Genomic DNA, 23485 nt, shown 5'->3' with positions numbered 1-23485 from the left:
TCTCATCTGCGGAGACGCTTTTCATGACCGCCATCACCTATGAATCGAGCGAAAACATCGCCCTCATCACCATCAGGCGCCCCGAAGCCCGCAACTGCATCGACAACGCCGTCGTCCAGGGTTTGCATGAAGCATGGAAGCGCTTCGCCTGCGGGGACGATCGCGTTGCCGTGCTGACAGCACAGGGGGAGCAAGCCTTCAGCGCCGGCGCTGACCTCAAGGACCTGCCGAAAAACGTGTGGTTGTGCATGCCCAACCTCCTCGTGCCCTGCGACAAACCCATCATCTGCGCAGTCAATGGCTTTGCCGTGGGCGCCGGTGCCACCATGGTCATGCTGGCAGACATGGCCGTGGCCGAGGAGCAGGCCCAATTCATCTATCCCGAGGCGAAGATTGGTGCCTTTGCCGGCGTGATGGCGGGTTTTCCGCCGCGCATGCAATACAAGGCCGGACTCGAATGGCTGATGACGGGCGATGCGATGGGCGCCCAGCGCGCTTACGAGATCGGATTGGTCAACCGCGTGGTGCCCAAAGGGCAGGCCCTGGCGTCAGCGCTCGAAACTGCGGCGAAGATCGCTCGCAATGCCCCGCTGGTAGTGCAAGCGATGAAGTCGATCGCCCGCAGCACGATGCCCAAATCCTCCACCGAACTGTATCTGCCCCAGCGCATCATGCTCGACGCGATCGCCCAAAGCGCGGACCTGCAGGAAGGAGTGGCCTCGTTTCGTGAGAAACGCGCCCCCTGCTTCACCGGGCGTTGAGCCTCGCGTCACTTGCCGAACCATGAGAACGCAGCCATGCACCTGCATCGACGCCGTTTCTGCATAGCCGCTTCGGTGGGCGCGTCCTTGCTCAGCCATCGTGCCTGGAGCCAGGGCGCGCGCGGCTGGCCCCACAAACCAATCCACTTCGTTACGCCTTACCCTCCGGCCGGGCTGTCAGACCAGATCACGCGGTTTGCCGCCGAGCGCATTGCCAAGGCGCTCGGGCAATCCATCATCGTCGACAACAAGCCCGGTGCCGGCGCCACCCTGGGCACTGAATATGCAGCCCGCGCAGCGCCGGACGGCTACACCTTCCTGGTCGCGCCGACCGCCGCCGTCGCGATCGCGCCATGGCTGCGACAGGTCAATTTCTCGGCGCAGGACTTCATCCCCGTGGCCAAGCTCGCTTGCGGATACGGCCTGATCACAGGGCGCAAAAACGAGGCTTTCGACGACTACAGAAAATTCGTCGCCGCCGCCAAGGCCGCGCCGGGCAAATACACCTTCGCCTCCAATGGAGTCGGGACCATCGTGCACCTGACCGGAGTGCTCTTGCACAAGCAGGCCGGTATCGACGTATTGCATGTGCCTTACAAGGGCTCGATGGAATCGATGATGGACCTTCTCGGCGGGCGCATCGACATCATGTATGACCCGGTGACACTGCCGCGCGTGAAAAGTGGCGATCTGGTGGGCCTGGCAACCAGCAGTGCCGAGAGACACCCCGAAATTCCCGATGTCCCCACGCTGGCGGAACTCGGCTTCAACCTCGACACACGCAGTTGGTTCGGCATTTTTGCCCCAAAGGGAACACCCGCAGAGATCGTGGCGCGCATGGAGGAAGAAGCGGGCAAGGCGTTGCGCGCACCTGATGTGCGCCAGCAACTGCTGATGGCATCCATGTACCCGGACTTCGAAGGCCCGACAGCATTCGCAACCCGGGTCCGGAAGGACAGCGCGTTCTTCAAGGCCCTGATCTTCAGGGAGGGCATCAAGGCCGACTGAGCAAGGGCGGCTGGAAGTCTGCTCTGGGTGACCCGCAAAGGCGCCATTCGCGCCCGCGAAGGCGACTTGGGCATCGTGCCGGGCAGCATGGGGCGCGCAGTTACACATTACACATCGTCCGTGGCAAGGGCAATCCCGAGCGCTTCTGCTCCAGCGCCCACGGCGCTGGAGCCGCATGCGCAGAACCGATGCCGAGAAGCACGTCACCCAAGCCGACCTGGAGGCTCAGACCGCCGGCATCCTCTGCCGCAAGGACAAAGGCGTGATCGATGAGATTCCAGGCGCGGACAAGGACATCGACCAGGTGATGGCAAACCAGCGCGGTCCGACCGAGACCCTGCACACCCTCGAGCAAGTCGTGCGCGTGAAGGGCTGAATCAGGCGGCGGTTTCCGGCAAATGCCTCGGCTGAACCGGGAACCGGGAAACGGAGCCAGGGCCGCGCCGACAAGATGGCAGGCCCTGGTCTGCCGGGCACAGCGCGAACCTGTTGTGGTCATCTCTGATCGACGCGCTTGTCAAACAGCTCGATCCGCCGCAACCCGGATCAACTGCTCAAACGGCAGCGCCTGCTTGACCAGGAGCACCGTGCAGGGCGCATCGCGCGCCACGCGCATGGGCACGGTGGCCATGAAGCGCTGCATCTGCAGGCCGTGGGTGGCGGCGCCGAGGATCATCATGCTCACATGGTTGCTGCTTGCGTAGCGCACCAGCGCCTGGGCCACGTCGCCCGATTCGAGCACATGGTAGCTCACGGGGTGCGCGCCGAGCTCAAGCGCCTGGGCCCATTGCTGCAAGCGCGCCATATGCTGTCGGTGCAGGGCGGTTTCGCTGCGTTCGCTGTCGCTGGCACTGCTGGCCGACGGCGACAGCACCGTCACGCAGGCCAGCCGCGCGCCGGGCCTGATGCCGAGCGAGCGGGACACGGCCTGGCGCAGCGAGTACAGCGTGGCGTCCGTCACGTCCGCATGTGGCACGGCCACCATCAGGATGGGGGTGTCCTCGATCTGCTGTGCGGGCCGGGGGCTGGGCTGGTAGTGCATGCCGGCGGCGCGGATCCAGCGCTTGAAATGGCTGCGCAGCGACAGGCCCCGGGTGCGCTGGCCGCGTTCGGTGATCGATATCTGCCCCGGGTTGGACAGGTCAAAGGCCAGATGGGCGGCCGATGGGTAGCGGTTGGCGGCCTCGGGCTCCAGGCAGCGCAGGATGACCTCTTGCAACCAGGGCGGGATGTCGGCGCGGTGCTGGCGCGGTGGTGCCGGCGTCATCCACAGGCGCTGCCTCATGCCGCTGCGGGTGCCGGGGGCGCCAAAAGGCAGTTCGCCGGTGGCCAGCTCGTACAGCATGACGCCGATGGCAAAGATGTCGCTGCGCGGGTCGCCGCGCACGCCCACGACCTGCTCGGGCGCGATCCACGCGGGCGAGCCGACGGCCTGGCGCATCTCTTCGGCCAGCAGGTCGGGGTAATGCGCGTGGCACGAGAGGCCGAAATCGAGCAGCACGGCGCTGCCGTCATCCCGGATGAGCACGTTGGCGGGCTTCAGATCCAGGTGGCATACGTTCTGCTGGTGCAGGCTGTGGGCGGCATGCGCGACGGCCGTGCCCAGGCGCGCAATGGTGCTGCTGTCGCTGCGCTCGGGGGCATCGATCCAGTGCTGCAGCGTCTGCCCCGGTATGTATTCCATCACCAGGTAGGGCAGGCGCAGCAGATCGCCGGCGGCGACGAAACGCGGCACATGCGGGCCGGTGAGCACGGGCAGTATCTGCAGCTCGACCTCGAAGCTGACAATGTTCTCTGCGCCGTCACCGGCCGTCATGCGCGGGATCTTCATCGCCATGGCAAAGCCGGGGCTGCGTCCGGCCTGGGCGTAGTCCACCGTGTAGATATGCGCCATGCCGCCTGCGTGCAGGCATTCGCGCACGCGAAAACCGTCCATCTCGGCGCCGGCTTCCAGGCGCTTCATCGGCCGCTCGCCAGCCGTTCGGCGTAGAAGGCAGGCAGTCCCGCCGCACGGATGGCGGCCGCCGCAGCCAGGTGGTCATAGGGCAGGCGGTGGAAGGTCAACTGCGCAGCCACATCGTCGAACAGCGCGTACATGGCGCGGGCGTCGCGATCGCGCGGCTGCCCCACCGAGCCGACGATGCCCAGCCACTGGCGGTGCGCCAGCACGGGCACACGCACCCCGGGCACGGGGGCAAAGCGCATCAGTTTGGCCGTGGAACTGAGGAAATACAGCGTCTGCACATGCACATGGCCGCAAAACACATAGCGGATGGCCGGGTCCATGGCCAAGGCGGCGCTCAGGCTGCGCTCGGCGGCGTCGGAGTCTTCGACATAGCGCCATTGCTCAGGCGCATCGGCACTGGCGTGCACCAGCAAAACGCTGCCCCAGCGCGCGGTGAGCGGCAGCGACTGCAGAAAGGCCCGGTGCTCCGCGCCCAACTGCGCGTGTGTCCACTGCGCGCCCAATTCGCCATGCTTGCGTGGCGTGGCCGGCGGTGACAGCGCCATCGCGTCGTGGTTGCCTTGCACCAGCAACGCACCCTGGTGCGCCAGTTCCATGGCCTGCTCGACCACGGCAACGGGGTCGGCGCCATAGCCCACGAGGTCGCCCAGCAGGGCAAACTGCTGCGCACCTTGCGCGCGGGCGTGCTCGATGCAGGCGTGCAGGGCCTGGCGGTTGGAATGGATGTCTGACAGCAGTGCCAGTTTCATCGGTGCCTCATCTCCTGGCGCGCAACATGCGCTGGCAAGCGCAGGCTTGCAAGGCGACGCCAAAGCAAAGCGCCCCGGCGCCGAAACCCGTATAGCTTACACGCCAGCACAACCTCCAGCATTCAGGCATTGGATGCCTGCGTATCAATCTGCGAGCGAATCCGGCCAGAAGATACGCCGGCATTTAGAATCGACGACGATCTGAATCCGTTTCCACCCTCTTTTTCGCCGTCTGCGCCGCCCGATCGGCAAATTCCGGGCCACGCCATGCCTTCAAAAGCCGACACTTGATGGAACTCATCGACAACATCACCCACCTGCTCGGCGACGACCTGAAGCGGACCCTCCAACCCGGCGCCCGCCTGAAGATTGCCGCATCCTGCTTTTCGATGTACGCATTTGAAGCGCTCAAGGCAGAGTTGGAAAAAATCGACGAACTGCGCTTCATCTTCACCGCGCCCACCTTCGTCGCCAACCAAGTCACGGACAAGATTCGCAAGGAGCGCAAGGAATTCCACATCCCCAAACTCGATCGGGAACGCAGTCTGCACGGCAGCGAATTCGAGATTCAGTTGCGCAACCAACTCAATCAGCGCGCCATTGCCAAAGAGTGCGCCGACTGGATACGCCGCAAGGCCAGCTTCAAAAGCAATCGCCACCAAGCCCCCATGCAGCAATTCGCCTGCGTGCAGAGTGCCGCCACGGACACCACCTACATGCCCCTGCACGGCTTTACCGCCGTCGATATTGTCTACCAGCCGGGCAACGCCATCTCCAACTTCGTCAACAAAATGGACGAACCGGGCTTCACCGCAAGCTACCTCAGCCTGTTCGATCAAATCTGGCAAGACAGCGAGAAGCTCGAAGATGTGACGGTGCAGATTTTCGAACATATCGCCTCGGTGTACCAGGAGAACTCACCCGAAAACATCTACTTCCTGATGCTCCATCATATCTTCAATGAGTTTTTGAACGACCTCGACGAAGATGTCCTGCCGAACGACCGCACGGGTTATCAGGACACGCTCATCTGGAAAAAACTCTTCAACTACCAAAAGGATGCCGCCACCGGCATCATCAACAAACTCGAAACCTACAGCGGCTGCATCCTGGCCGACAGCGTTGGCCTGGGCAAAACCTTCACTGCCCTGGCCGTGGTCAAATATTACGAATTGCGCAATCGCTCGGTGCTGGTGCTCTGCCCCAAAAAACTGGCCGACAACTGGCTCAACTACAACCGCAACCTCACCACCAATATCTTCGCCCGCGACCGCTTCAATTATGACGTGCTCTGCCACACCGACCTTGGCCGCACCAGTGGCGCATCGTCCGGCACGCCGCTCAACCGCGTCAACTGGGGCAACTACGACCTCGTTGTCATCGACGAATCGCATAATTTCCGCAACAACGACGCCTTCAAGGAGCGCGAGACCCGCTACCAGAAACTGATGAACCAAGTCATCAAGGCAGGGGTGAAAACCAAGGTGCTGATGCTCTCCGCCACCCCGGTCAACAACCGCTTCAACGACCTGCGCAATCAATTGGCGCTGGCCTACGAAGGCGACTCCGGCCAACTCAGCAAAAAGCTGCGCACCGGCAAAACGGTGGAAGACATTTTCCGCACCGCGCAGGCCCGCTTCAACGACTGGGCCAAACGCCCGCCAGCGGAGCGCACCGCGCGCGCCATTCTGGAGGCTTTGGATTTCGACTTCTTTGAATTACTCGATAGCGTCACCATTGCGCGCTCGCGCAAGCACATCCAGACCTTTTACGACACCAAGGACATCGGCCCCTTCCCCGAACGCCGCAAGCCCTTGTCGCTGCGCTGCCCCCTGGTGGTCAATGCCCGCAGCGAGGTGATGAGCTTCAACCAGATATTCGAGCAACTGTCCCGCCTCAAACTCGCCGTGTACGCCCCTGTCAGCCACATCCTGCCGAGCCGGCTCAAAAAATACGAAGAGCAATACGACACGCAAGTCGCAGGCAAAGGCAGATTCAAACAAACCGACCGCGAAAAAAGCCTGCAAGCCTTGATGACGATCAACCTGCTCAAGCGCCTGGAAAGCTCGGTCGCATCCTTCCGCCTGACGCTACAGTCACTGCGCGACAAGCACACCAACATGCTCGACACGATCAGCGCCTTTCACCAGACCGGCAACGCCGCCAGCATCCAGACTGAGCAGTTGGAAAACCTCGACGAAGATGATCTGCCATGGGACAGCGACAGCGACGATCCTTCATCCCTTGACGCCACCATCGGTGACAAAATCAAAATCAAACTCGCCGATATAGACCTCCCCTCCTGGGAGCACGAACTCAAGGGCGATCTGGAAATCATCGACGCCCTGTTGTCACCATCCACTGAAGTTAAATGTATTTGATGAGGCACTCATGAACGAAATAACGGGTAACAGTAATTCTCAGGTTTTGATCGATCCAGATGATTGCCTAAAAAATGGAAATAGCGATATGAAAATAAGATCAGCATATACCAATCAGTCATGGCTTTCGCCCAAAACTAGTAATGGGCAGCAGTCAGCAGATAAGAAACCTGAACGAAATAAAGCAACCGACCAGATTCGGCGTTCGCTGTCGGAGGTAATTCGCTGTCAGAATCTGGTTGTATTGTCTGGCCTTGGGACTTCACTTTGCGTGCTGGACGACTCAGATCCCTCGAAGTGCAAGGCCCCGACTATGCAAGACCTTTGGCAACGAGTGGAAACCGCATATACTTCAAAGAATAAAGCACTGTGGACAAAGCTCCTTGCCAGCGTAAGACACCCGGCTGGTAATAAGAATATTGAAGAACTACTATCTGCGTGCAAGGTCGCTGAAAATTTCCTGCGTAACGGTGAATTGAAACGCCTTGAAAAATTCAAATCATTGGCGGAAAAAGAAATTCGTGCCGCTGTTGACTTCTTAAAAAGTACAGATCCGCTGCCTATACATCGCACATTCCTTCAACGAATCGCACGTCGTTCATCGGGCAAGGGTAGGACAAAGATATTTACAACCAACTATGATCTTTGCTTTGAGCACGCGGCCAAAAGCGGGCGCTTTGTTGTAATCGATGGGTTTTCTCCCACGTTACCACCAACATTCGATCCTGTTTATTTCACCTACGACATAGTACGTCGCGGCACTGATGGTAACGCATCGGCATTCATACCGAATGTGTTTCATCTTTACAAATTGCACGGTTCAATTGATTGGGAGCGATGTGAAAGTGATATTGAAAAGAAACACAATACCGATAAACCATTGCTGATTTATCCGCGTAGCAGCAAGTACGAACAAGCATTCTCACAACCTTATCTTGAAATGATGGCCGCACTCCAAGCAGCCTTACGTGAACCTAATACGGGGTTAGTGATTGTTGGATTTGGATTTAATGATAACCACATTGCCGAACCTGTTTTGTCTGCCATCCGATCAAATCTTGGTTTGAAGGTTGTGGTCGTTGATCCATATTTGGAATCCAATTTGAAAAAGGAAAATGCAAATAAATATCTAAAAGTCATCATGCAGATGATGGATCAAGGCGATGCCAGGTTGACATTTTTGAATGGTACATTTGAAGATATCGCCAGAGAAATACCTGATATGGTGGCGGAAACTGATCTCGAAAAGCACATGGTACGAATGCGCGGCATTGAAGGAGATACAGCATGAGTAGATTTCCAGTAGCGCCATTTGATCCGGCTCGTTACATTGGCACCGTCTGTCAGATTGATCCGAGTATGGTCAGGGTAAATCTTCCTCACGCAGCTTCGCCCGTGTCAGGCCACCATGCGGGTTATGCTATGCCTGCCGGACAAGTTGGCGAGTTTGTTCTGATTGAGGGCGAAGAATACGCAATTGTTGGTCGGATTACAGAAGTAAAACTTCCTGAGCGCGACAGATTGACGGTAGAACCCACCGCAGACACTGACAGCGTTGCCAATCCGATAGGACTGGTTCAGCTACTTACCTCACTCGAACTTGCATCAGGAAAAGCCGTTCGTGGAATACCAGCGCTCCCACGCATTGCACAACACGTATTTTCGGCCCATCCCTCATTGATAAAATACGCTATAGAGCAAGGGTACGAAACTGATCGAAGCATCCGCTTGGCTTCACTGTCACATTCATTGAACACAGTAGTGTCGCTGACTCCCGAAGCTCTTTTTGGTCGTCACTGTGCAGTTTTGGGAACGACAGGCGGCGGGAAGAGTTGGACGGTTGCGCGTCTTGTCGAAGAAATAGTTCGACTGAATGGGAAAGTAATTCTGTTCGATGCGACAGGTGAATTCAAGGCATTGAATACTGGCGTCAGGCACGTTTATTTAGGGGGACAAAAGGAAAATGACGAGGACAAGCGGGAATTCGTCGGCTATCCTTTCTATCAATTGAGTGAGTCAGATATATTTGTGCTTTTCAATCCTACCGGAGCGTCTCAGGCACCGAAGTTACGTGAGGCTCTGCGAAGCCTCAAACTTGCGCACCTTTGCAAAGATCTGGCACCTGAAGGTTACATCCCAAAAATTAATAGGACCAAAGAAATAGTTCAGCAACAGTTGATTCAAAATACCGCATTGCTTGATCAAGACGGTGCTTTCTATGACATACAGTTTTTGGCGAAACAAATTCAGGAAGAATGCGCTTATCCTTCCGCAAATTTCGGTAAAGATCATACCAAGTGGGGGGATGCGGGCAACGAGCTGACCTATTGCACCAGTCTTATTGCGCGTATCGAAACCACCCTCAAATCCCCGTTCATGGCATGCATCTTTAAACCAGATGGCTTGATCCCACTGCCACAAATGGTAGAGGATTTTATGAAATCAAATCATTCAGCTCTCCGAATTTCTATGGAGTACCTTCCGTTTGAACACAATACCCGTGAATTGGTTACAAATGCAGTCGGTCGCTATCTGTTGAAGTTGGCTCGTACTGGCTCGTTTCGCACCAATCCAACTGTAGTTGTACTTGATGAAGCTCATCAGTTTTTGGATAAATCTTTGGGGGACGAATACAGCAGGGTGTCCCTGGAGTCATTTGGTGTGATTGCAAAAGAGGGGCGCAAGTACGGATTAACTACAGTGCTGGCAACTCAACGACCAAGGGATATTCCTGAAGATGTACTCAGTCAGATGGGGATGTTTATTGTTCATCGTCTAATCAATGAGAAAGACAGGCAAGTTGTAGAGAGGGCTTGCGGAAACATGGATGCTTCTGCTGCTGCATTTTTGCCCACGTTAGGCCAAGGCGAGGCAATCCTTGTTGGAGTCGATTCGCCGATGCCATTGCCAGTACATATTATACCGCCACAGGCAACACCTCAATCTGAAGGGCCGCAATATTCATCCCATTGGAAAGCGGCTGCCTCGACGAATAACGGATGTACCAAATGAAACTCAAATTCAAAACCCAACCCTACCAAACAGCAGCCGTGCAAGCCGTACTCGACTGCTTCAAAGGCCAGCCCCCTGCCTCGGCGCCAGCCACCCGCTATCGCATCGACCCGGGCCGAGCCAAGACGGGTAGCACCGAAACCATCTTTGCGCAAGACATGCAAGACGGATTCAAAAACGCCGATCTGATGCTCACAGACGACGGCTTGCTGAAGAACATCATCCAGGTTCAGCGCCAGCAGAACCTGCCGCAGTCCGACGAGTTGATCAAAACCAAGGTCAGTCGGCTCAATCTCGACATCGAGATGGAAACCGGCACCGGCAAGACCTATTGCTACATCAAGACCATTTTCGAGCTGAACAGGCAATATGGCTGGAGCAAGTTCATCATCGTTGTGCCCAGCATCGCCATCCGTGAAGGTGTGGCGAAGTCGTTGGCGATGACGGCGGAGCATTTTCAGGAGACCTACAACAGAAAGGCGCGCTTTTTCATTTACAACTCCAGGCAATTGCATCATCTGGAGAGTTTTTCTTCAGATGCCGGCATCAATGTGATGGTGATCAATGTGCAGGCGTTTGCTGCACGCGGGGCGGATAACCGGCGTATCTATGAAGAGTTGGACGATTTCCAGTCCCGCAAGCCGATTGATGTGATCAGCGCCAACCGCCCCATCCTGATTCTGGACGAGCCGCAGAAAATGGAAGGTGCGCAGACCCAGGAGTCTCTGCAGGCATTCAAGGCGTTGATGGCCTTGCGTTATTCGGCCACCCACAAGACCACGCACAATAAAATCCATCGCCTGGACGCACTGGATGCCTATAACCAGAAACTGGTCAAGAAGATCGCCGTGCGTGGCATTGCGGTGAAGGGTTTGGCGGGAACCAATGCCTATCTGTATTTGCAGTCCATCGAAACTTCCACCAAGAAACCGCCCGAGGCGCGTGTCGAATTCGAGTGCAAGCTCAAGAGTGGCGAGATCAGGCGCATCGTGCGCAAGCTCTCCAGGGGCGATAATCTGTTCGACCTTTCGGATGAACTTGGTCAGTACCATGATGGCTATGTGGTGTCGGATATCAACGCCAATACCGATACCTTGGGTTTCACCAATGGCGTGGAACTCTGCGCTGGCGAGGTTCTTGGGGATGTGGACGAGGCGGCGCTGCGCCGCATTCAGATTCGCGAGGCGATCAAGGCGCACGTCGATAAGGAACGGGCGCTGTTCCAGCAAGGCATCAAGGTGCTGACCTTGTTCTTTATCGATGAAGTGGCCAAGTACCGCGATTATTCTGCAGCCGATGAGAAGGGCGATTATGCGCGGATTTTCGAGGAGGAATATCGCCAGTATCTGAACGAGGTGCTGAGTCTGGATGAAATGCCCTCCCAGTGTCCCTATATCCAGTACCTGAAGGGCATGGATGCCGCAGCAACGCATAGCGGTTATTTTGCCATCGACAAAAAAACCAAGCGGCTTGCCGATCCCGATATGGACAAGCGCGGCGAGAATGCGGGTTTGTCCAATGACGTGGATGCCTATGATCTGATTTTGAGGGACAAGGAGCGCTTGCTATCCTTCGCCGAGCCGGTGCGCTTCATCTTTTCGCACTCCGCCCTGCGTGAGGGTTGGGATAATCCGAATGTGTTCGTGATCTGTGCGCTCAAGCACAGCGACAATACCGTGTCGCGGCGCCAGGAGGTGGGGCGCGGTCTGCGCTTGTCTGTCAACCAGAGCGGTGACCGGATGGATGATCCCGCTACCGTGCATGAGGTGAATGTGCTGACGGTGGTGGCCAGCGAGAGTTACAAGGATTTTGTGGCGGCGCTGCAGAAGGATATCAGCGAATCCTTGTCGGCGCGGCCCAGGGTGGCTGATGAAGCCTGGTTCACCGGCAAACTGCTCAAGACCGCAAGCGGCGATGTCGAGGTCACGCCGCAGTTGGCCAGGCAGATTTACAAGTACCTGCTCAAGAACGGTTACAGGGGCAATGCGAATCACATCACGGAGGCTTATCACCAGGCCAGAAAGGACGGCACCCCGGCAATGCTGCCACCGGAATTGCAAGCCCATGCCGATCAGGTGTACCAGTTGATCGATAGCGTCTTTGATGACAGCCAGTTGCCCAAGATCGGCGATGGTCGCCGTTCAAAGACAAATCCGCTCAATGACAACTTCGACAAGCAGGAGTTCAAGGAACTATGGAACCGGATCAATCGCAAGGCGTTTTACAGCGTTGATTTTGATTCCGCCGAATTGGTCGACAAGGCCATCGCCGAACTGGACAAGAATCTGCGCGTGCCGCCCCTGCATTATCTGATTCAAACCGGCGAGCAGGCCGACCATGTGGGCCATGACGAACTGGATAACCGCAGGGTCTTCGTGCTCAGCAGCAGCAAGACCGAAAAGAGTGCGCATTCGATTCATTCAAAGGTGAAGTACGACCTGATCGGCAAAATCGCCGACGGCACCCAACTGACCCGACGCACGACGGCAGAGATTCTCAAGGGGATCGATGCCGCCGCATTCGCGCAGTTCTGCACCAACCCGGAGAGTTTCATCACCGAGGCCATACGGCTGATCAACGAGCAGAAGGGGACGATGCTCATCGAGCACCTGGCCTATGATCTGGCCGAGGACAGGTTTGATCTGGATATTTTCACGGTGGCGCAATCCGGGCAAGATTTCAGCAAGGCCGGGGACAAGCTCCGGCGGCATATCTACGATTACGTGGTCACCGATTCCGGCATCGAGCGGGATTTTGCGAAAGAATTGGACACCTGCGCCGAAGTCGTCGTCTACGCCAAATTGCCACGCGGCTTCCATATCCCCACCCCCGTGGGCAACTACACCCCCGACTGGGCCATTTCGTTCAAGGAGGGGATGGTCAAGCATGTGTATTTCGTTGCCGAGACCAAAGGGGATATTTCATCCATGGTGCTCAATAAAATTGAAGAAACCAAGACCGAGTGCGCGCGCAAGTTCTTCAATGGGATCAACTCTGCGAATGTGAGGTATGACGTGGTGGACAGTTTTGGGAAGTTGATGGCGTTGGTGCAGTAGTTGTCATAGTCGTTGTCATAGTCGTTGTCATAGTCGTTGTCATGGGGCGGGGCAATGGCATCAAATATCCTTATGTCCCACCAAGTGAGCGGGATGGCGCAGGCTTCATCCTGCTCGATACGGTGGCTTCCGTGAGTCCATGCAGCAGCGCATCGATCAGGGCCTGCTTGGGATTGCCGGGGGTTTGCGCCAGGCCGATGTTGCGCGTCAACGGCGGTTTGCCGAGCGCGACCTCGCGCAGCCCGTAGAGCTTGGACAGCGGCGGGTCGCTCTCCGGAACGATGGACACGCCAAGCCCGTGGCGCACCATCAGCGCGATGGCTTCGCGCGAGTCGGCTTGCATGATCTGTTGCGGCACGATGCCGCGTTCGGCCAGATGGGCGGCGATGGTGTCGGCCACCCAGAACCGTTGGCCGAAGCGGATGTAGGGATATTCGGCCAGCAGTGATTCATCGTTGCGCCCTTTGGCTCCGGGCGGGGCAATCACCGTCACCGGTTCTTGCGCGAACTGCGTCCATTGGGTGTTGCCCATCGAGACCGGGGGCTGGCTGATGATCAGCGCATCGATCTGGCCATGCTGCAAATCTTTCAGGAGGTTCCAGGCGCGGCCGTATTGCATACGGATCTGGATGCGGGGATGGGCGCTGCGCAATGCCACCAGTGTTTTCGGAATCACGGTGGTCAAGACGGTGGGCGAGGCGCCGACCGCCAGCACACCGGCCAGGTCGGCTGTGTTGGCCACGGTTTCGTAGAACTGCCGGTATGAATTCAACACGGCGCGTGCACGCTCGCACAGCAGCGTGCCGGCCGGGTTCAGGCGCGCCGGCTTGTACCTCCTGTCCAGCATGGGTGTGCCCAGCGCCGCTTCCAGGCTGGCAATTTGCGCGCTGACCGCCGGCACGCTGAGAAACAGTCGCTCCGCTGCCGCCGTGATGCTGCCGCTGTCAGCGATCGCGACCAGGCTTTCGAGTTCGCGAATCGACATGACTTCAGAAAAATGAAAGTTGAAATTCCAAAAATACAGAAATACTTATTTTGTTGCGATGTTAGCCTCATCGCATTCCTTTTGTATCGGCCCATGACACAAGCTCAACCCCTTCTCCTGTCGAAGTCCCGTGACGACGGCTCCGCGTCCCCGCTTGCCCGGCGCCGGGTGAGCGCCATCGAACTACAGCGGTTGCTGTCCGACGGCGCAGAACTGGCGCTGCTGGATGTGCGTGACGGCGGCCAGTTTTCCGCCGGGCATATCTTTGCGGCGGTCTCGCTGCCGCTGAACCGGATGGAATGGCTCGTCGACGCGCTGGTGCCGCGGCGCGACACGCGGATGGTGCTGGTCGACGACTGCGACGCGCAGGACGGCATGGCGGCGATCGCTGCCGGCCGGCTGGCCGCTTGGGGCTACTCGAACCTGAGCCTGCTCGGCGGTGGGCTGAGCGCATGGAAGGCGGCCGGGTTGCAGGTTTTCTCGGGGGTCTACGTGCCGAGCAAGGCTTTCGGGGAGTATGTCGAGCACGCGTGCGCGACGCCTTGCATCTCTGCGGCCACGTTGCGCGATTGGATGCGATCGGGCAAGGACATGTTGCTGCTCGACAGCCGTCCTTATGAGGAGTTCCACCGCTACAGCCTGCCGGGCGGCATCGCCTGCCCGGGCGCCGAGTTGGTTCATCGCGTGTTCGGTTTGGTCGACAACGATCAGACGACGATCGTCGTCAACTGTGCCGGACGCACCCGTGGAATCATCGGCGCACAGGCGCTGATCAACGCCGGCATTGCCAACCCCGTCGTCGTCGTCGAGAACGGCACCGCCGGATGGCATCTGAGCGGCGGCACGCTGGTGCATGCTCGGACCGAAGTGGCGCCGCCGCCCACGCCACGAGCGCTGCACAAGGCCATCGCGGCATCGCAGCGCATTGCGCGGCGCTTCGGCGTGAGCGAAATCGATGCCGGGCAGTTGGCCGCGCTGCGGCAGCGCAGCGGGCGCAATCTCTACCTGCTCGATGTCAGAACGCCCGAGGAATACCAGGCCGGCCATCTGCCCGGCTCGCGCAGTGCTCCGGGCGGGCAATTGGTCCAGTCCACCGACGATTACGTGGGTGTGCGCAACGCTTGCCTGGTGCTGGTCGACGACAACGGCGTGCGCGCGCGGGTGACCGCCTCGTGGCTGCTGCAAATGGGCTGCAAGGATGTGCATGTGCTGCGCGATGGGCTGCATTCCGCAGGCGCGGCGCTCCGCCGTGGCTGGCAAGGGCCGAGGATTCTCGGCGGCGAGCACCTGGCGCAGGTCGACTGGCTCCCGGTCTTCGAGCTCAAGGCATGGCTGGAGCAGCCAGGCCAGGCGCTGGTCGTCGATCTGGACGACAGCCTGACCTATGCCGCAGGCCATATCCCCGGCGCCTGGTTTGCGGTCCGGTCACGCCTGCGCCAAAGCCTGGGCCGGCTGCCGGAGCACCGCCTGCTGGTGCTCGCTTCGCGCGATGGGCAGTTCGCCGCGCTGGCCGCTGCCGATGCGCAAGCTGCCAGCCGCGTGCCGGTTCGGGTGCTGCGTGGCGGCACGCAGGCTTGGCGCACGGCGGGACTGCCTTGCGCGACCGGCTTCCAGCACATGGCTGACCGCAACGACGACATCTGGTACAGCCCCTACGACCATGACGATCGCAGCGCCGCGATGACGGCCTACCTGCAGTGGGAGGTCGATCTGCTCGGGCAAATCAGCAAGGAAAGCGGCGTCGATTTCAACTGCGCTGCCGCAGCGCAGGACAATTTTTTGCAACCCCAGGAGAATGTGCGATGAATGAGCTGTCCCTGCCACAGCGCCGCGATGCGGCTGCCAAGGCGCTGATGCAGGCGGTACGCCGGCATCTCGAAAGCGAAGGAACGACGCGCGCGGCATTGTCCAAGGTCGGCGCCGAACTGCGCAAACTGGTGACAGAGCACGCAGCGCTGTTTCCGGCAACGAGCTTTCCACCGCCGGGTGCGCAGGACGCGGGCAGCGTGCGCTATCTTGTCCATACCGATCCGCAGACCGATTTCTCGCTCTACCTGAACGTGCTCAACCCGGGCAAGAGCACATTGGCGCACAACCACATGACCTGGGCAGTGATCGAGGCGCTGGAGGGCGAGGAGCTCAACCGGATCTACCAGCGGCTCGATGACGGCTCGGACGCGACCCGCGCGCAGATCAGGCTCGAGAGGGAATTCACGGTGCGCCGTGGTGCCGGCATTCAGTTTCTGGCGCAAGACATACACAGCATTCACATCCAGGGCGACGGCGGCACGCGGCACTTTCACCTGTATGGCAGGCCGCTGGAAGCGCTGGACGAGCGCCAGGGGTTTGACCTGCAAACCGGCGCGGTGACGCGCTTCAATCTGAAAAATCTCGCCCCGTCGAGGCTGGCGACCGATGCCCGCGCATGACGCGCATTCTTGCAGGAGCCATGAACCCATGAAAAACGCCATCACCTCGTGCGCGGCAGCAGCCTTGCTGGTGCTCGCGGCAAGCCTGGCCGGCACGGCCAGCGCAGACGAAATCGACACCATCAAGGCGCGCGGAACGCTGATTTGCGGCGTGGGCAGCAATACCGTTCCCTTTTCCTACATCGAAGACCCGCAAACCCGCAAGAACGTGGGCTATGACATCGATCTGTGCGAGGCCGTTGCCAAGACCCTGGGGGTGAAGCCGGAACTGAAATTCGTCACCACGGCCACCCGGATTCCCGAAGTGCAGCAGGGCCGGGTCGATCTGGCGCTGGCCTCGGTCACGATCACCCCCGAGCGCCAGGAACTGATCAGTTTCAGCCACCCCCACCTGGTCACCGGCACCGCGATCATCACGCCGGCGAGCCGTCCGATGAAGGCTTTGTCGGACATGGAGAACAAGCGGGTGTCGGTGATCGAGGGGGGGCTCACCGGTCCGGCCGTGAGCCAGAAGATACCGGGCGCCAAGCCGATCGGCTTCGTGACGCCGGCCACGGCCTTTCTGGCGCTGGAACAAGGCAAGGTGCAAGCCATGGCCGCCGACGAGACGACGCTGCTCGGCCTGATGCGCTCGACCCCGGGCAAATACGCGATGTTCAATGAATATCTGGTGCTCGAAAAGCTGGGTATCGGCGTGCACAAGGAGCGGCCCAAACTGCTGGCCGCCGTCAACCAGACCATGCTCGACATGGAAAAATCGGGCCAGGCCCAGGTCAGCTACGACCGCTGGTTCGGCGCCAACTCACCGCTCAAGCGCAAGCGCAACTTCACCTTCTCTGCCGACACGCAATGACCGCAGGCGTCGGCGCGGCCAGTGTCGCGTCACCGCTCAGATGTCGCAGGCTGCGCTCCGCCCATACCGAGCGACCGAGCGTATCGGCAAGCGATGCAACGCCGCGATGCGCTTCGATGGCCCGCGCAGACCGACAGATGCGTCGGTGACGCGACACCCAACAGGAACACCCCCATGACATGGAACGCGACGGTCGTGCTCTGGGCGCAATACGGCGCCTCGCTGCTCGCCGGCCTGGCGACCACGCTGGAGCTTGCCGCGATTGCGATCGCCGGCAGTTTGTTGCTCGGCACCCTGGTGTCGCTGGCCAGTCTGTCGCGCTGGCGGCCGATCCGCGCCATCGCCGCCGCCTATGTCGACTTCGTTCGCTGCGTGCCGCTGCTGGTGCACGCGATGTTCTGGTACTTCGGCGCCACCGAACTCTTGCCGCTGGCGGTCAAGGAGTGGATTTACGAGCAGGACCTGAGCATGATCGCGGGGGCCACCGCGCTGATCGTGTATTCGGCGTCCTTCGTCGCCGAGGACATCCGCAGCGGCATCCGCTCGATCTCCGGCGGACAGATCGAAGCCGCGCGCGCCCTCGGGTTCGGCTTCCTGCGCAGTTTCCGGTGGGTGATTTTTCCGCAGGCCATCGAGGCCGTGATTCCGCCGTTGATCGGCCAGGCCATGGTCATCACGAAGAACACCAGCGTCACGCTGATGATAGGCGTCGTCGAGTTGATCAACGCCACGCGGCGGGTCCAGGACGCCACTTTCAGAATCGTCGAGCCGTATGCGTTCGCCACCTTGTCCTATCTGATCGTCTGCTCGCTATTGACTTTGCTGGCCATGCGCTACGAGCGCTGGGCCAAAGGAGGCGCAGTTGCTTGAGATCGTGCACGGGTATTGGTTGCAGATCCTGATCGGCCACTACCCGAACGGACCGCTGGGCGGCGTGGTGCTGACGCTGCTGCTGGCGCTCGCCGGGCTGGTGCTGGCCTTGCCCGCCGGGGTGATCCTGGCACTGGGCCTGACATCGACCTGGCCAGCGGTGGCAGCGGCCTCGACCGGACTGGTCTTTTACATGCGCAGCGTGCCGCTGTTGATGCATCTGCTGTGGATCCATTACCTGGTCTTGCCATGGCTGATGGGCCATGGGCTGTCGGGATTCACCTCGGTGCTGGTGACGTTGGTGATCTTCAACGGCGCCTATCTGTCGCAGACGATCCGCGCCGGCATGCAGGCCCTGCACCGGGGCCAGTACGAGGCCGCGCGCGCGATGGGCTTTGGCCACCTGGCCGCTTTGCGGCGCGTCGTCGGGCCACAGGCCATGCGCAACGTGACGCCCAGCATCGTCGGCCAGCTCGTGATCCTGATCAAGGAAACATCGCTAGGCTCACTCATAGGCTTGGCCGAGACCACCCAGCAGTTTCTCGACCTGAACGATCGCCTGGGCAACCGATCGCTGCAGGTCTTTGCGTTGCTGTCACTGACGTTCTTCGCGCTGTGCTACCCGTTGACCCTGATCGGCCGCTGGCTCGAAAAGCGCTATACCCAAAGCCCTGCGGCGCCACCCATGGCCACAGCGCCCGCGCCCATGGCCACAGCGCCGGCGCCGGAAGGGAAAGCATGATCGACTTCTCGCATGTCCACAAACACTACGGCAGCCTGCATGTGCTCAAGGACATCAACCTGGTCTTCAAGCGCGGTGAAGTGGTCGTGATCTGCGGGCCTTCGGGCTCCGGCAAGTCAACCTTGCTGCGCACCATCAACCGCCTGGAAAAGATCGACGCGGGCCTGATATCGGTCAATGGCCGGCCGCTGCCCACGCGCGAGCGGGACATCAATCGATACCGGCAAGGGGTCGGCTTCGTGTTCCAGAGCTTCAATCTTTTTCCGCACCTGAGCGCGCTGGAAAACGTCACGCTGGCGCTGCGCCGCCTGCAGGGCCAGTCCGTGCAAGAGGCACAGGCCAGCGGCATCCGTCTGCTCGGGCGCGTGGGTCTGCAGGACAAGGCCCATGTCCGCCCGGACCATCTGTCGGGTGGCCAGCAGCAGCGCGTGGCGATCGCGCGTGCGCTGGCGATGAAACCACCGCTGATCCTGTTTGACGAACCCACGAGCGCGCTCGACCCGGAGATGGTGGGCGAGGTGCTGGCCGTGATGCGCGAATTGGTCAGCGACGGAATGACCATGGTGTGCGTGACGCACGAGATGGGTTTCGCGCGCGAGGTGGCCGACCGCGTGATCTTCATGGCCGATGGCGCCATCGTCGAGGATGCGCCGCCGGAGCCATTTTTTACCCACCCCGGCAATCCGCGTTTGCGGACTTTCCTGGCCGATGTGCGCCGTGCCTGAGCATCCCCTTTTTTGAAGAGTTCGCCCCATGCCACTTCATCTCGATACCCGCCTGGCCCATTGCGGCCGCCCCGCGCTGAACGCTGAAAGTGGCCCGGTCAACACACCCGTGGTCCGAACCAGCACCGTGCGTTTCCAGAGCATTGCGGCGATGCAGGCGCAGGTCGGCAAGCGTGCCAGCGGCCAGCCCGTCAGCACCTACGGCCGGCATGGCATGGACACGCAGCGCGCGCTGGAGCAGGCGCTATGCGAACTCGAAGGCGGGACGCGGGCCTGGCTGACACCGTCCGGGCTGGCGGCAATCTCGCTGTCACTGCTGGCGCTCACGGCCCCGGGAGACCATGTGCTGGTCACCGACAGCGTCTACCAACCGGTGCGCAAGCTCGATGCCGGCCATTTGGCCCGCATGGGCGTGCAAGTGGGTTATTTCGATCCGTCGACGCAGCCGATAGAAGACTGCTTGCAGCCCCATACCCGGGTGGTCTATGTCGAGACGCCCGGCTCGCTGCTGTTCGAGATGATCGATTTGGTGCCCATCGTGGCCATCTGCAACGCGCGCGGCATCAGCGTGGTGGCGGACAACACCTGGGCCTCGGGCTATTGGTTCAATCCGTTGGCGCTGGGGGCCGACATCTCGCTGATGGCCGGGACCAAATACATCGGCGGCCACTCCGACCTGATGCAGGGCGTGATCGTCACCCAGGACGCCGCCCATGCGGCGCAACTGACAAAAACCTACGATGCGCTGGGCCTGGCCGTCAGCCCCGATGAAGCCTACCTGGCGCTGCGCGGACTGCGCACGCTGGCCGTGCGCATGCAGCAGCATCAGCACAATGCGCTGGCCGTCGCACAGTGGTTGGCCGCGCATCCGAAGGTCGAGCGGGTCTACTGCCCGGCGCTGGCGACCGACCCCGGCAATGCGCTGTGGCGGCGCGATTTCCGGGGGGCCAACGGCTTGCTGTCGGTGCAATTTCGTGACTGCAGCGAGGCGCGCCTGTTTGCCATCGCCGATGCGCTGGTGCTTTTCGACATAGGCGCCTCATGGGGTGGCTACGAGAGCCTGGTGTTGCCGGCAACCTGCGAAAAACTCTCGGCGCATCGCAGTTGGCATGGGGCGGCCGGCGTTTTGCGATTGCATGTCGGCCTGGAAAATTGCGCGGATCTGATCGCCGATCTGGAGCAGGCGATTGCGGGTGTGCTCGGGCCATGAGGGGTGAGAGGGCGCCCGGCAGGAATGGATGATGCAGCAGAGATACCGGCCCCTTGGGGCGTCTGCAAGCAGCCGGGAATCTTCTGCCGGGCCTTCGGATTTTCACCCCGCCCGCACGCGGCGCTGCGGCAGGTAGCAGGCCACTGCGCCATCGGTCATGGAGCGCCGGAGACAGCCGATGCGCCAGATACGCCACATGCGCCATCGCCTCGATCGCCGTCATCGCGCAGCCGCCCACGCTGAGCGGCGCCCGTTTGGGTACCATCGCCATGCCATCGCTCGGGTGCATGCATGTGGCAGCGGCTGCACCACCGCTCGCATGGGTGGCATCGGTGGTTTTTCGTTCTTGGCTGCGTTGCCTGTTTTTTGGAGTTTTCCCCGCATGAACAAAGTATCCCTGGGTCACAGCGGCCTGCTCGTCACCCCGATCTGCCTGGGCAGCATGACTTTCGGCGAGCAGGTGGGCGAGGCCGATGCGCATGCCATCTTGAGCCACTCGCTGGCGCGTGGCGTGAATTTCATCGACACCGCCGAGATGTACTCGGTGCCCGTCAGGGCCGAGACCTATGGCGCCACCGAGACCATCATTGGCCGCTGGCTGGCCAAAAATCCGGGCGCGCGCCAGCAACTGGTGCTGGCCACCAAGGTGGCAGGTCCGTCGCGTGGCACGTCCTGGGTGCGCACTGGCAAGGGCATGACGGCCGCCGACATCGTGGCCTCGTGCGAGGGCAGCCTGCGCCGCTTGCAGACCGATGTGATCGACCTGTACCAGATCCACTGGCCCGAGCGCCATGTGCCCGCATTCGGCAATCTCTACTACGACCCTGTCCGGGAGACCTCGGCCACGCCCATCCGCGAGCAACTCGACACGCTCGCCGGGCTGGTCAAGGCAGGCAAGGTGCGCGCGATCGGCCTGTCCAACGAGACGCCCTATGGCGTGCACGAATTCGTGCGCCTGGCCGAGCAGCATGGTCTGCCACGGGTGGCGACGGTGCAGAACCCGTACTGCCTGATCAACCGCACCTGGGAAAACGGGCTGGACGAAACCTGCCACCGGCTCGGGGTCTCTCTGCTGGCCTACTCGCCGCTGGGTTTCGGTCTGCTGACGGGCAAGTACGACCAGGGCGGCGCCACAGGCCCGTCCGCGCCCCGGGGCGCGCGCATCACCGTTTACGAGTCGATGCGCAAGCAGCGCTGGGGGCGGGCCGAAGCGCTGCTCGCTGCGCGGCGCTACAACGCGCTGGCCCGCGCCAACGGCCTCACGCCGACGCAGATGGCGCTGGCGTTTTGCTACACCAAGTGGCAGGTGAGCAGCACCATCATTGGCGTGACCTCGGTGGCACAGCTCGACGAAAACCTGAATGCCTGGGGCACGACCTTGTCGCCCGAGGTGTTGCAGGGCATCGATGCGATCCGGTGGGAGATACGCGATCCGGCCTTGTGAGCAGCCGCCGCAGGATGCGATTCGGGGCTGGTGGGCAGTCGCAGGGCACGGTCCGCGCCCCTATACGCCCCTGTACGCCCCTATACGCCCTTGCGCGCCCGCAGCAAAGGGGTGCCGGTGGCAGGCAGTTTTGATATCACATAATATAAAATGGTATCATCGATAGCGTTACCTACGGAGGACTGCCAAATGGCAAACGTACATGTAAGAAACCTGCCTGATGCCGTGCACCGTGCGCTTCGCGTGCGTGCCGCACATCATGGCCGCAGCACAGAGGCGGAAATCCGCGACATTCTGGAAATCGCCACCCGGCCGCCCGAGCGCGTCAAGCTGGGTTCCTTGTTGGCATCCATCGCCCGCGAGGCGGGCGGCCTGACAGATGAAGAACACGCCCTGTTTGAGAGCGTGCGTGACAGGACGCCGGCCGAGCCGATGAGGTTTGAATGATCGTCCTCGATACCAACGTCATTTCCGAGTTGTGGAAGGTTAACCCGGATTCCAACGTGCTGGCGTGGATCGATGCTCAGGCTATTGAAACGCTCTATCTGTCTGCCGTTACGGTCGCAGAGCTGCGCTATGGCCTTGCGACGATGCCCGAGGGCAAGCGCCGCACGATCTACCAACAACGGCTAGAGGATGAGGTTTTGCCGAACTTCGCCGGCCGCGTGCTGGCCTTCGACCTGGACATGTCCAAGACCTATGCCGAGCTGATGGCGCGGGCCAGGGCAGGGGGCAAAGCCATCGCCAAGGCAGACGGCTACATCGCGGCCACGGCCGCCGCGCACGGCCTGATAGTGGCGACACGCGACACCAGCCCATTTGAGGCCGGAGGGCTTCAGGTCATCGACCCTTGGGAGGCTTTGCCGTGAAACAGCAGCGCCGAGACGCTTACACCCGTTGGCTGGCCGCCGAGATTCAGGCGGCCATCGACGACCCCCGGCCAAGCATCTCGCATGAGGAAGTCATGGCCCGGATGGATGCCCAGCTTGCCCGCTTGGGAGAGGGCAGGCCGACAGAACACGCGGCGCGGAAAGCGCCGTGACGATGTGGTGACAAACGAATCTCGCCGGCGAGATCTACTTGTCACCAATACCAACCCGGCGCGCTAACGCCGGTTTTTTCAGGAGCTGCAGAGATGAACACGAACCAAGAATTGGGCGTATCGACCGAACAGGCAGAGACGATGGCAAACGCTTTTTTTGAGCAGATCGAACCGAAGGTAAGGAAGGGCAGGGCGTGGACGTTCCACCGCCTGAATGCCGCTTGCGACACCCCGAACGCGGAGCGCGTGTAG

At 60.5% G+C, this 23485-nt stretch carries 22 protein-coding genes and 1 pseudogene; 19 read left to right on the top strand and 4 right to left on the bottom strand.

The genetic code is table 11. The features are described from left to right. The first annotated feature begins 23 nt into the window (after nt 1-23). The 3 genes and pseudogenes from VEIS_RS16935 to VEIS_RS16925 form a co-directional block, all read left to right on the top strand. Complete coding sequence (locus tag VEIS_RS16935; protein ID WP_011811206.1) at nt 24-761, top strand: enoyl-CoA hydratase/isomerase family protein; 738 nt, start codon at nt 24-26, stop codon at nt 759-761. Between the two features lie 36 nt (nt 762-797). Further along, complete coding sequence (locus tag VEIS_RS16930) at nt 798-1769, top strand: tripartite tricarboxylate transporter substrate binding protein (protein ID WP_011811205.1); 972 nt, start codon at nt 798-800, stop codon at nt 1767-1769. Nucleotides 1770-1781: 12 nt separating this feature from the next. After that, a pseudogene (locus tag VEIS_RS16925) lies at nt 1782-2145 on the top strand (RtcB family protein); the annotation flags it as partial. A gap of 141 nt (nt 2146-2286) precedes the next feature. Here VEIS_RS16925 and VEIS_RS16920 read toward each other — a convergent pair. Together VEIS_RS16920 and VEIS_RS16915 are read right to left on the bottom strand one after the other, a co-directional pair. Next, nucleotides 2287-3732 (bottom strand): bifunctional serine/threonine-protein kinase/universal stress protein, encoded by a 1446-nt coding sequence (locus tag VEIS_RS16920; protein WP_011811204.1) that lies wholly within the window; start codon nt 3730-3732, stop codon nt 2287-2289. Next, a complete protein-coding gene (locus tag VEIS_RS16915) occupies nt 3729-4484 on the bottom strand; it encodes a metallophosphoesterase family protein (protein ID WP_011811203.1) in 756 nt (251 codons plus the stop codon). Before VEIS_RS16915 ends, VEIS_RS16920 begins: the two co-directional genes overlap by 4 nt. A gap of 290 nt (nt 4485-4774) precedes the next feature. Between VEIS_RS16915 and VEIS_RS16910 the strand changes: the two genes are divergently transcribed. The 4 genes from VEIS_RS16910 to VEIS_RS16900 are packed head-to-tail and all read left to right on the top strand — an operon-like array spanning nt 4775 to nt 12933. Then, entirely contained in the window at nt 4775-6865 is a 2091-nt protein-coding gene (locus VEIS_RS16910) for an SNF2-related protein (RefSeq protein ID WP_011811201.1), read from the top strand. Nucleotides 6866-6875: 10 nt separating this feature from the next. Beyond that, nucleotides 6876-8156, top strand: coding sequence for an SIR2 family protein (locus VEIS_RS27820; protein WP_011811200.1), 1281 nt, complete (start codon nt 6876-6878; stop codon nt 8154-8156). Continuing rightward, entirely contained in the window at nt 8153-9877 is a 1725-nt protein-coding gene (locus VEIS_RS26665) for an ATP-binding protein (RefSeq protein WP_011811199.1), read from the top strand. The genes VEIS_RS27820 and VEIS_RS26665 overlap by 4 nt, the downstream gene beginning before the upstream one ends. Further along, on the top strand, nt 9874-12933 hold the full coding sequence (locus VEIS_RS16900; RefSeq protein WP_011811198.1) for a type III restriction-modification system endonuclease: 3060 nt from the start codon (nt 9874-9876) through the stop codon (nt 12931-12933). The genes VEIS_RS26665 and VEIS_RS16900 overlap by 4 nt, the downstream gene beginning before the upstream one ends. 70 nt (nt 12934-13003) lie before the next feature. On the opposite strand, the gene VEIS_RS16895 is transcribed toward VEIS_RS16900, so the two are convergent. Further along, a complete protein-coding gene (locus VEIS_RS16895) occupies nt 13004-13918 on the bottom strand; it encodes a LysR family transcriptional regulator (RefSeq protein WP_011811197.1) in 915 nt (304 codons plus the stop codon). A gap of 12 nt (nt 13919-13930) precedes the next feature. On the opposite strand from VEIS_RS16895, the gene VEIS_RS16890 reads away from it, so the two are divergent. Genes VEIS_RS16890 through VEIS_RS16880 form a run of 3 tightly spaced genes read left to right on the top strand, consistent with a single transcriptional unit; the run spans nt 13931 to nt 17200 of the window. Continuing rightward, the gene (locus VEIS_RS16890; protein WP_083758655.1) at nt 13931-15724 is read left to right on the top strand and encodes a rhodanese-like domain-containing protein; all 1794 of its coding nucleotides are present in this window, start codon (nt 13931-13933) and stop codon (nt 15722-15724) included. Continuing rightward, nucleotides 15721-16347, top strand: coding sequence for a cysteine dioxygenase family protein (locus tag VEIS_RS16885; protein WP_011811195.1), 627 nt, complete (start codon nt 15721-15723; stop codon nt 16345-16347). The genes VEIS_RS16890 and VEIS_RS16885 overlap by 4 nt, the downstream gene beginning before the upstream one ends. Before the next feature lie 28 nt (nt 16348-16375). Further along, nucleotides 16376-17200 (top strand): ABC transporter substrate-binding protein, encoded by an 825-nt coding sequence (locus VEIS_RS16880; protein WP_011811194.1) that lies wholly within the window; start codon nt 16376-16378, stop codon nt 17198-17200. On the opposite strand, the gene VEIS_RS28950 is transcribed toward VEIS_RS16880, so the two are convergent. Then, complete coding sequence (locus VEIS_RS28950; RefSeq protein ID WP_157048556.1) at nt 17175-17357, bottom strand: hypothetical protein; 183 nt, start codon at nt 17355-17357, stop codon at nt 17175-17177. The genes VEIS_RS16880 and VEIS_RS28950 overlap by 26 nt on opposite strands. Nucleotides 17358-17374: 17 nt before the next feature. On the opposite strand from VEIS_RS28950, the gene VEIS_RS16875 reads away from it, so the two are divergent. The 9 genes from VEIS_RS16875 to VEIS_RS28945 all read left to right on the top strand — a co-directional run bounded on the left by VEIS_RS16875 (nt 17375) and on the right by VEIS_RS28945 (nt 23485). Then, nucleotides 17375-18070, top strand: coding sequence for an amino acid ABC transporter permease (locus VEIS_RS16875; RefSeq protein WP_011811193.1), 696 nt, complete (start codon nt 17375-17377; stop codon nt 18068-18070). After that, on the top strand, nt 18063-18812 hold the full coding sequence (locus VEIS_RS16870; protein WP_011811192.1) for an amino acid ABC transporter permease: 750 nt from the start codon (nt 18063-18065) through the stop codon (nt 18810-18812). Before VEIS_RS16875 ends, VEIS_RS16870 begins: the two co-directional genes overlap by 8 nt. Then, a complete protein-coding gene (locus VEIS_RS16865) occupies nt 18809-19537 on the top strand; it encodes an amino acid ABC transporter ATP-binding protein (protein ID WP_011811191.1) in 729 nt (242 codons plus the stop codon). The genes VEIS_RS16870 and VEIS_RS16865 overlap by 4 nt, the downstream gene beginning before the upstream one ends. 28 nt (nt 19538-19565) lie before the next feature. Next, the gene (gene metC, locus VEIS_RS16860) at nt 19566-20747 is read left to right on the top strand and encodes a cystathionine beta-lyase (RefSeq protein WP_011811190.1); all 1182 of its coding nucleotides are present in this window, start codon (nt 19566-19568) and stop codon (nt 20745-20747) included. Nucleotides 20748-21129: 382 nt separating this feature from the next. Next, nucleotides 21130-22191: an aldo/keto reductase gene (locus VEIS_RS16855; RefSeq protein WP_011811189.1), complete on the top strand. Its 1062-nt coding sequence runs from the start codon at nt 21130-21132 to the stop codon at nt 22189-22191. Nucleotides 22192-22380: 189 nt separating this feature from the next. After that, nucleotides 22381-22638 (top strand): FitA-like ribbon-helix-helix domain-containing protein, encoded by a 258-nt coding sequence (locus tag VEIS_RS16850; protein WP_011811188.1) that lies wholly within the window; start codon nt 22381-22383, stop codon nt 22636-22638. Then, nucleotides 22635-23060, top strand: coding sequence for a type II toxin-antitoxin system VapC family toxin (locus VEIS_RS16845; RefSeq protein WP_011811187.1), 426 nt, complete (start codon nt 22635-22637; stop codon nt 23058-23060). The genes VEIS_RS16850 and VEIS_RS16845 overlap by 4 nt, the downstream gene beginning before the upstream one ends. Beyond that, complete coding sequence (gene relB, locus VEIS_RS16840; RefSeq protein ID WP_011811186.1) at nt 23057-23233, top strand: type II toxin-antitoxin system RelB family antitoxin; 177 nt, start codon at nt 23057-23059, stop codon at nt 23231-23233. Before VEIS_RS16845 ends, relB begins: the two co-directional genes overlap by 4 nt. Before the next feature lie 93 nt (nt 23234-23326). Then, nucleotides 23327-23485: a hypothetical protein gene (locus tag VEIS_RS28945; protein ID WP_157048555.1), complete on the top strand. Its 159-nt coding sequence runs from the start codon at nt 23327-23329 to the stop codon at nt 23483-23485.

Origin of the sequence: Verminephrobacter eiseniae EF01-2, assembly GCF_000015565.1 — a bacterium.
Taxonomy (GTDB): Bacteria; Pseudomonadota; Gammaproteobacteria; order Burkholderiales; family Burkholderiaceae_C; genus Acidovorax; species Acidovorax eiseniae.
Note: the sequence above shows the minus strand (reverse complement) of the source record. Positions and strands in the feature narration are given on the sequence as shown.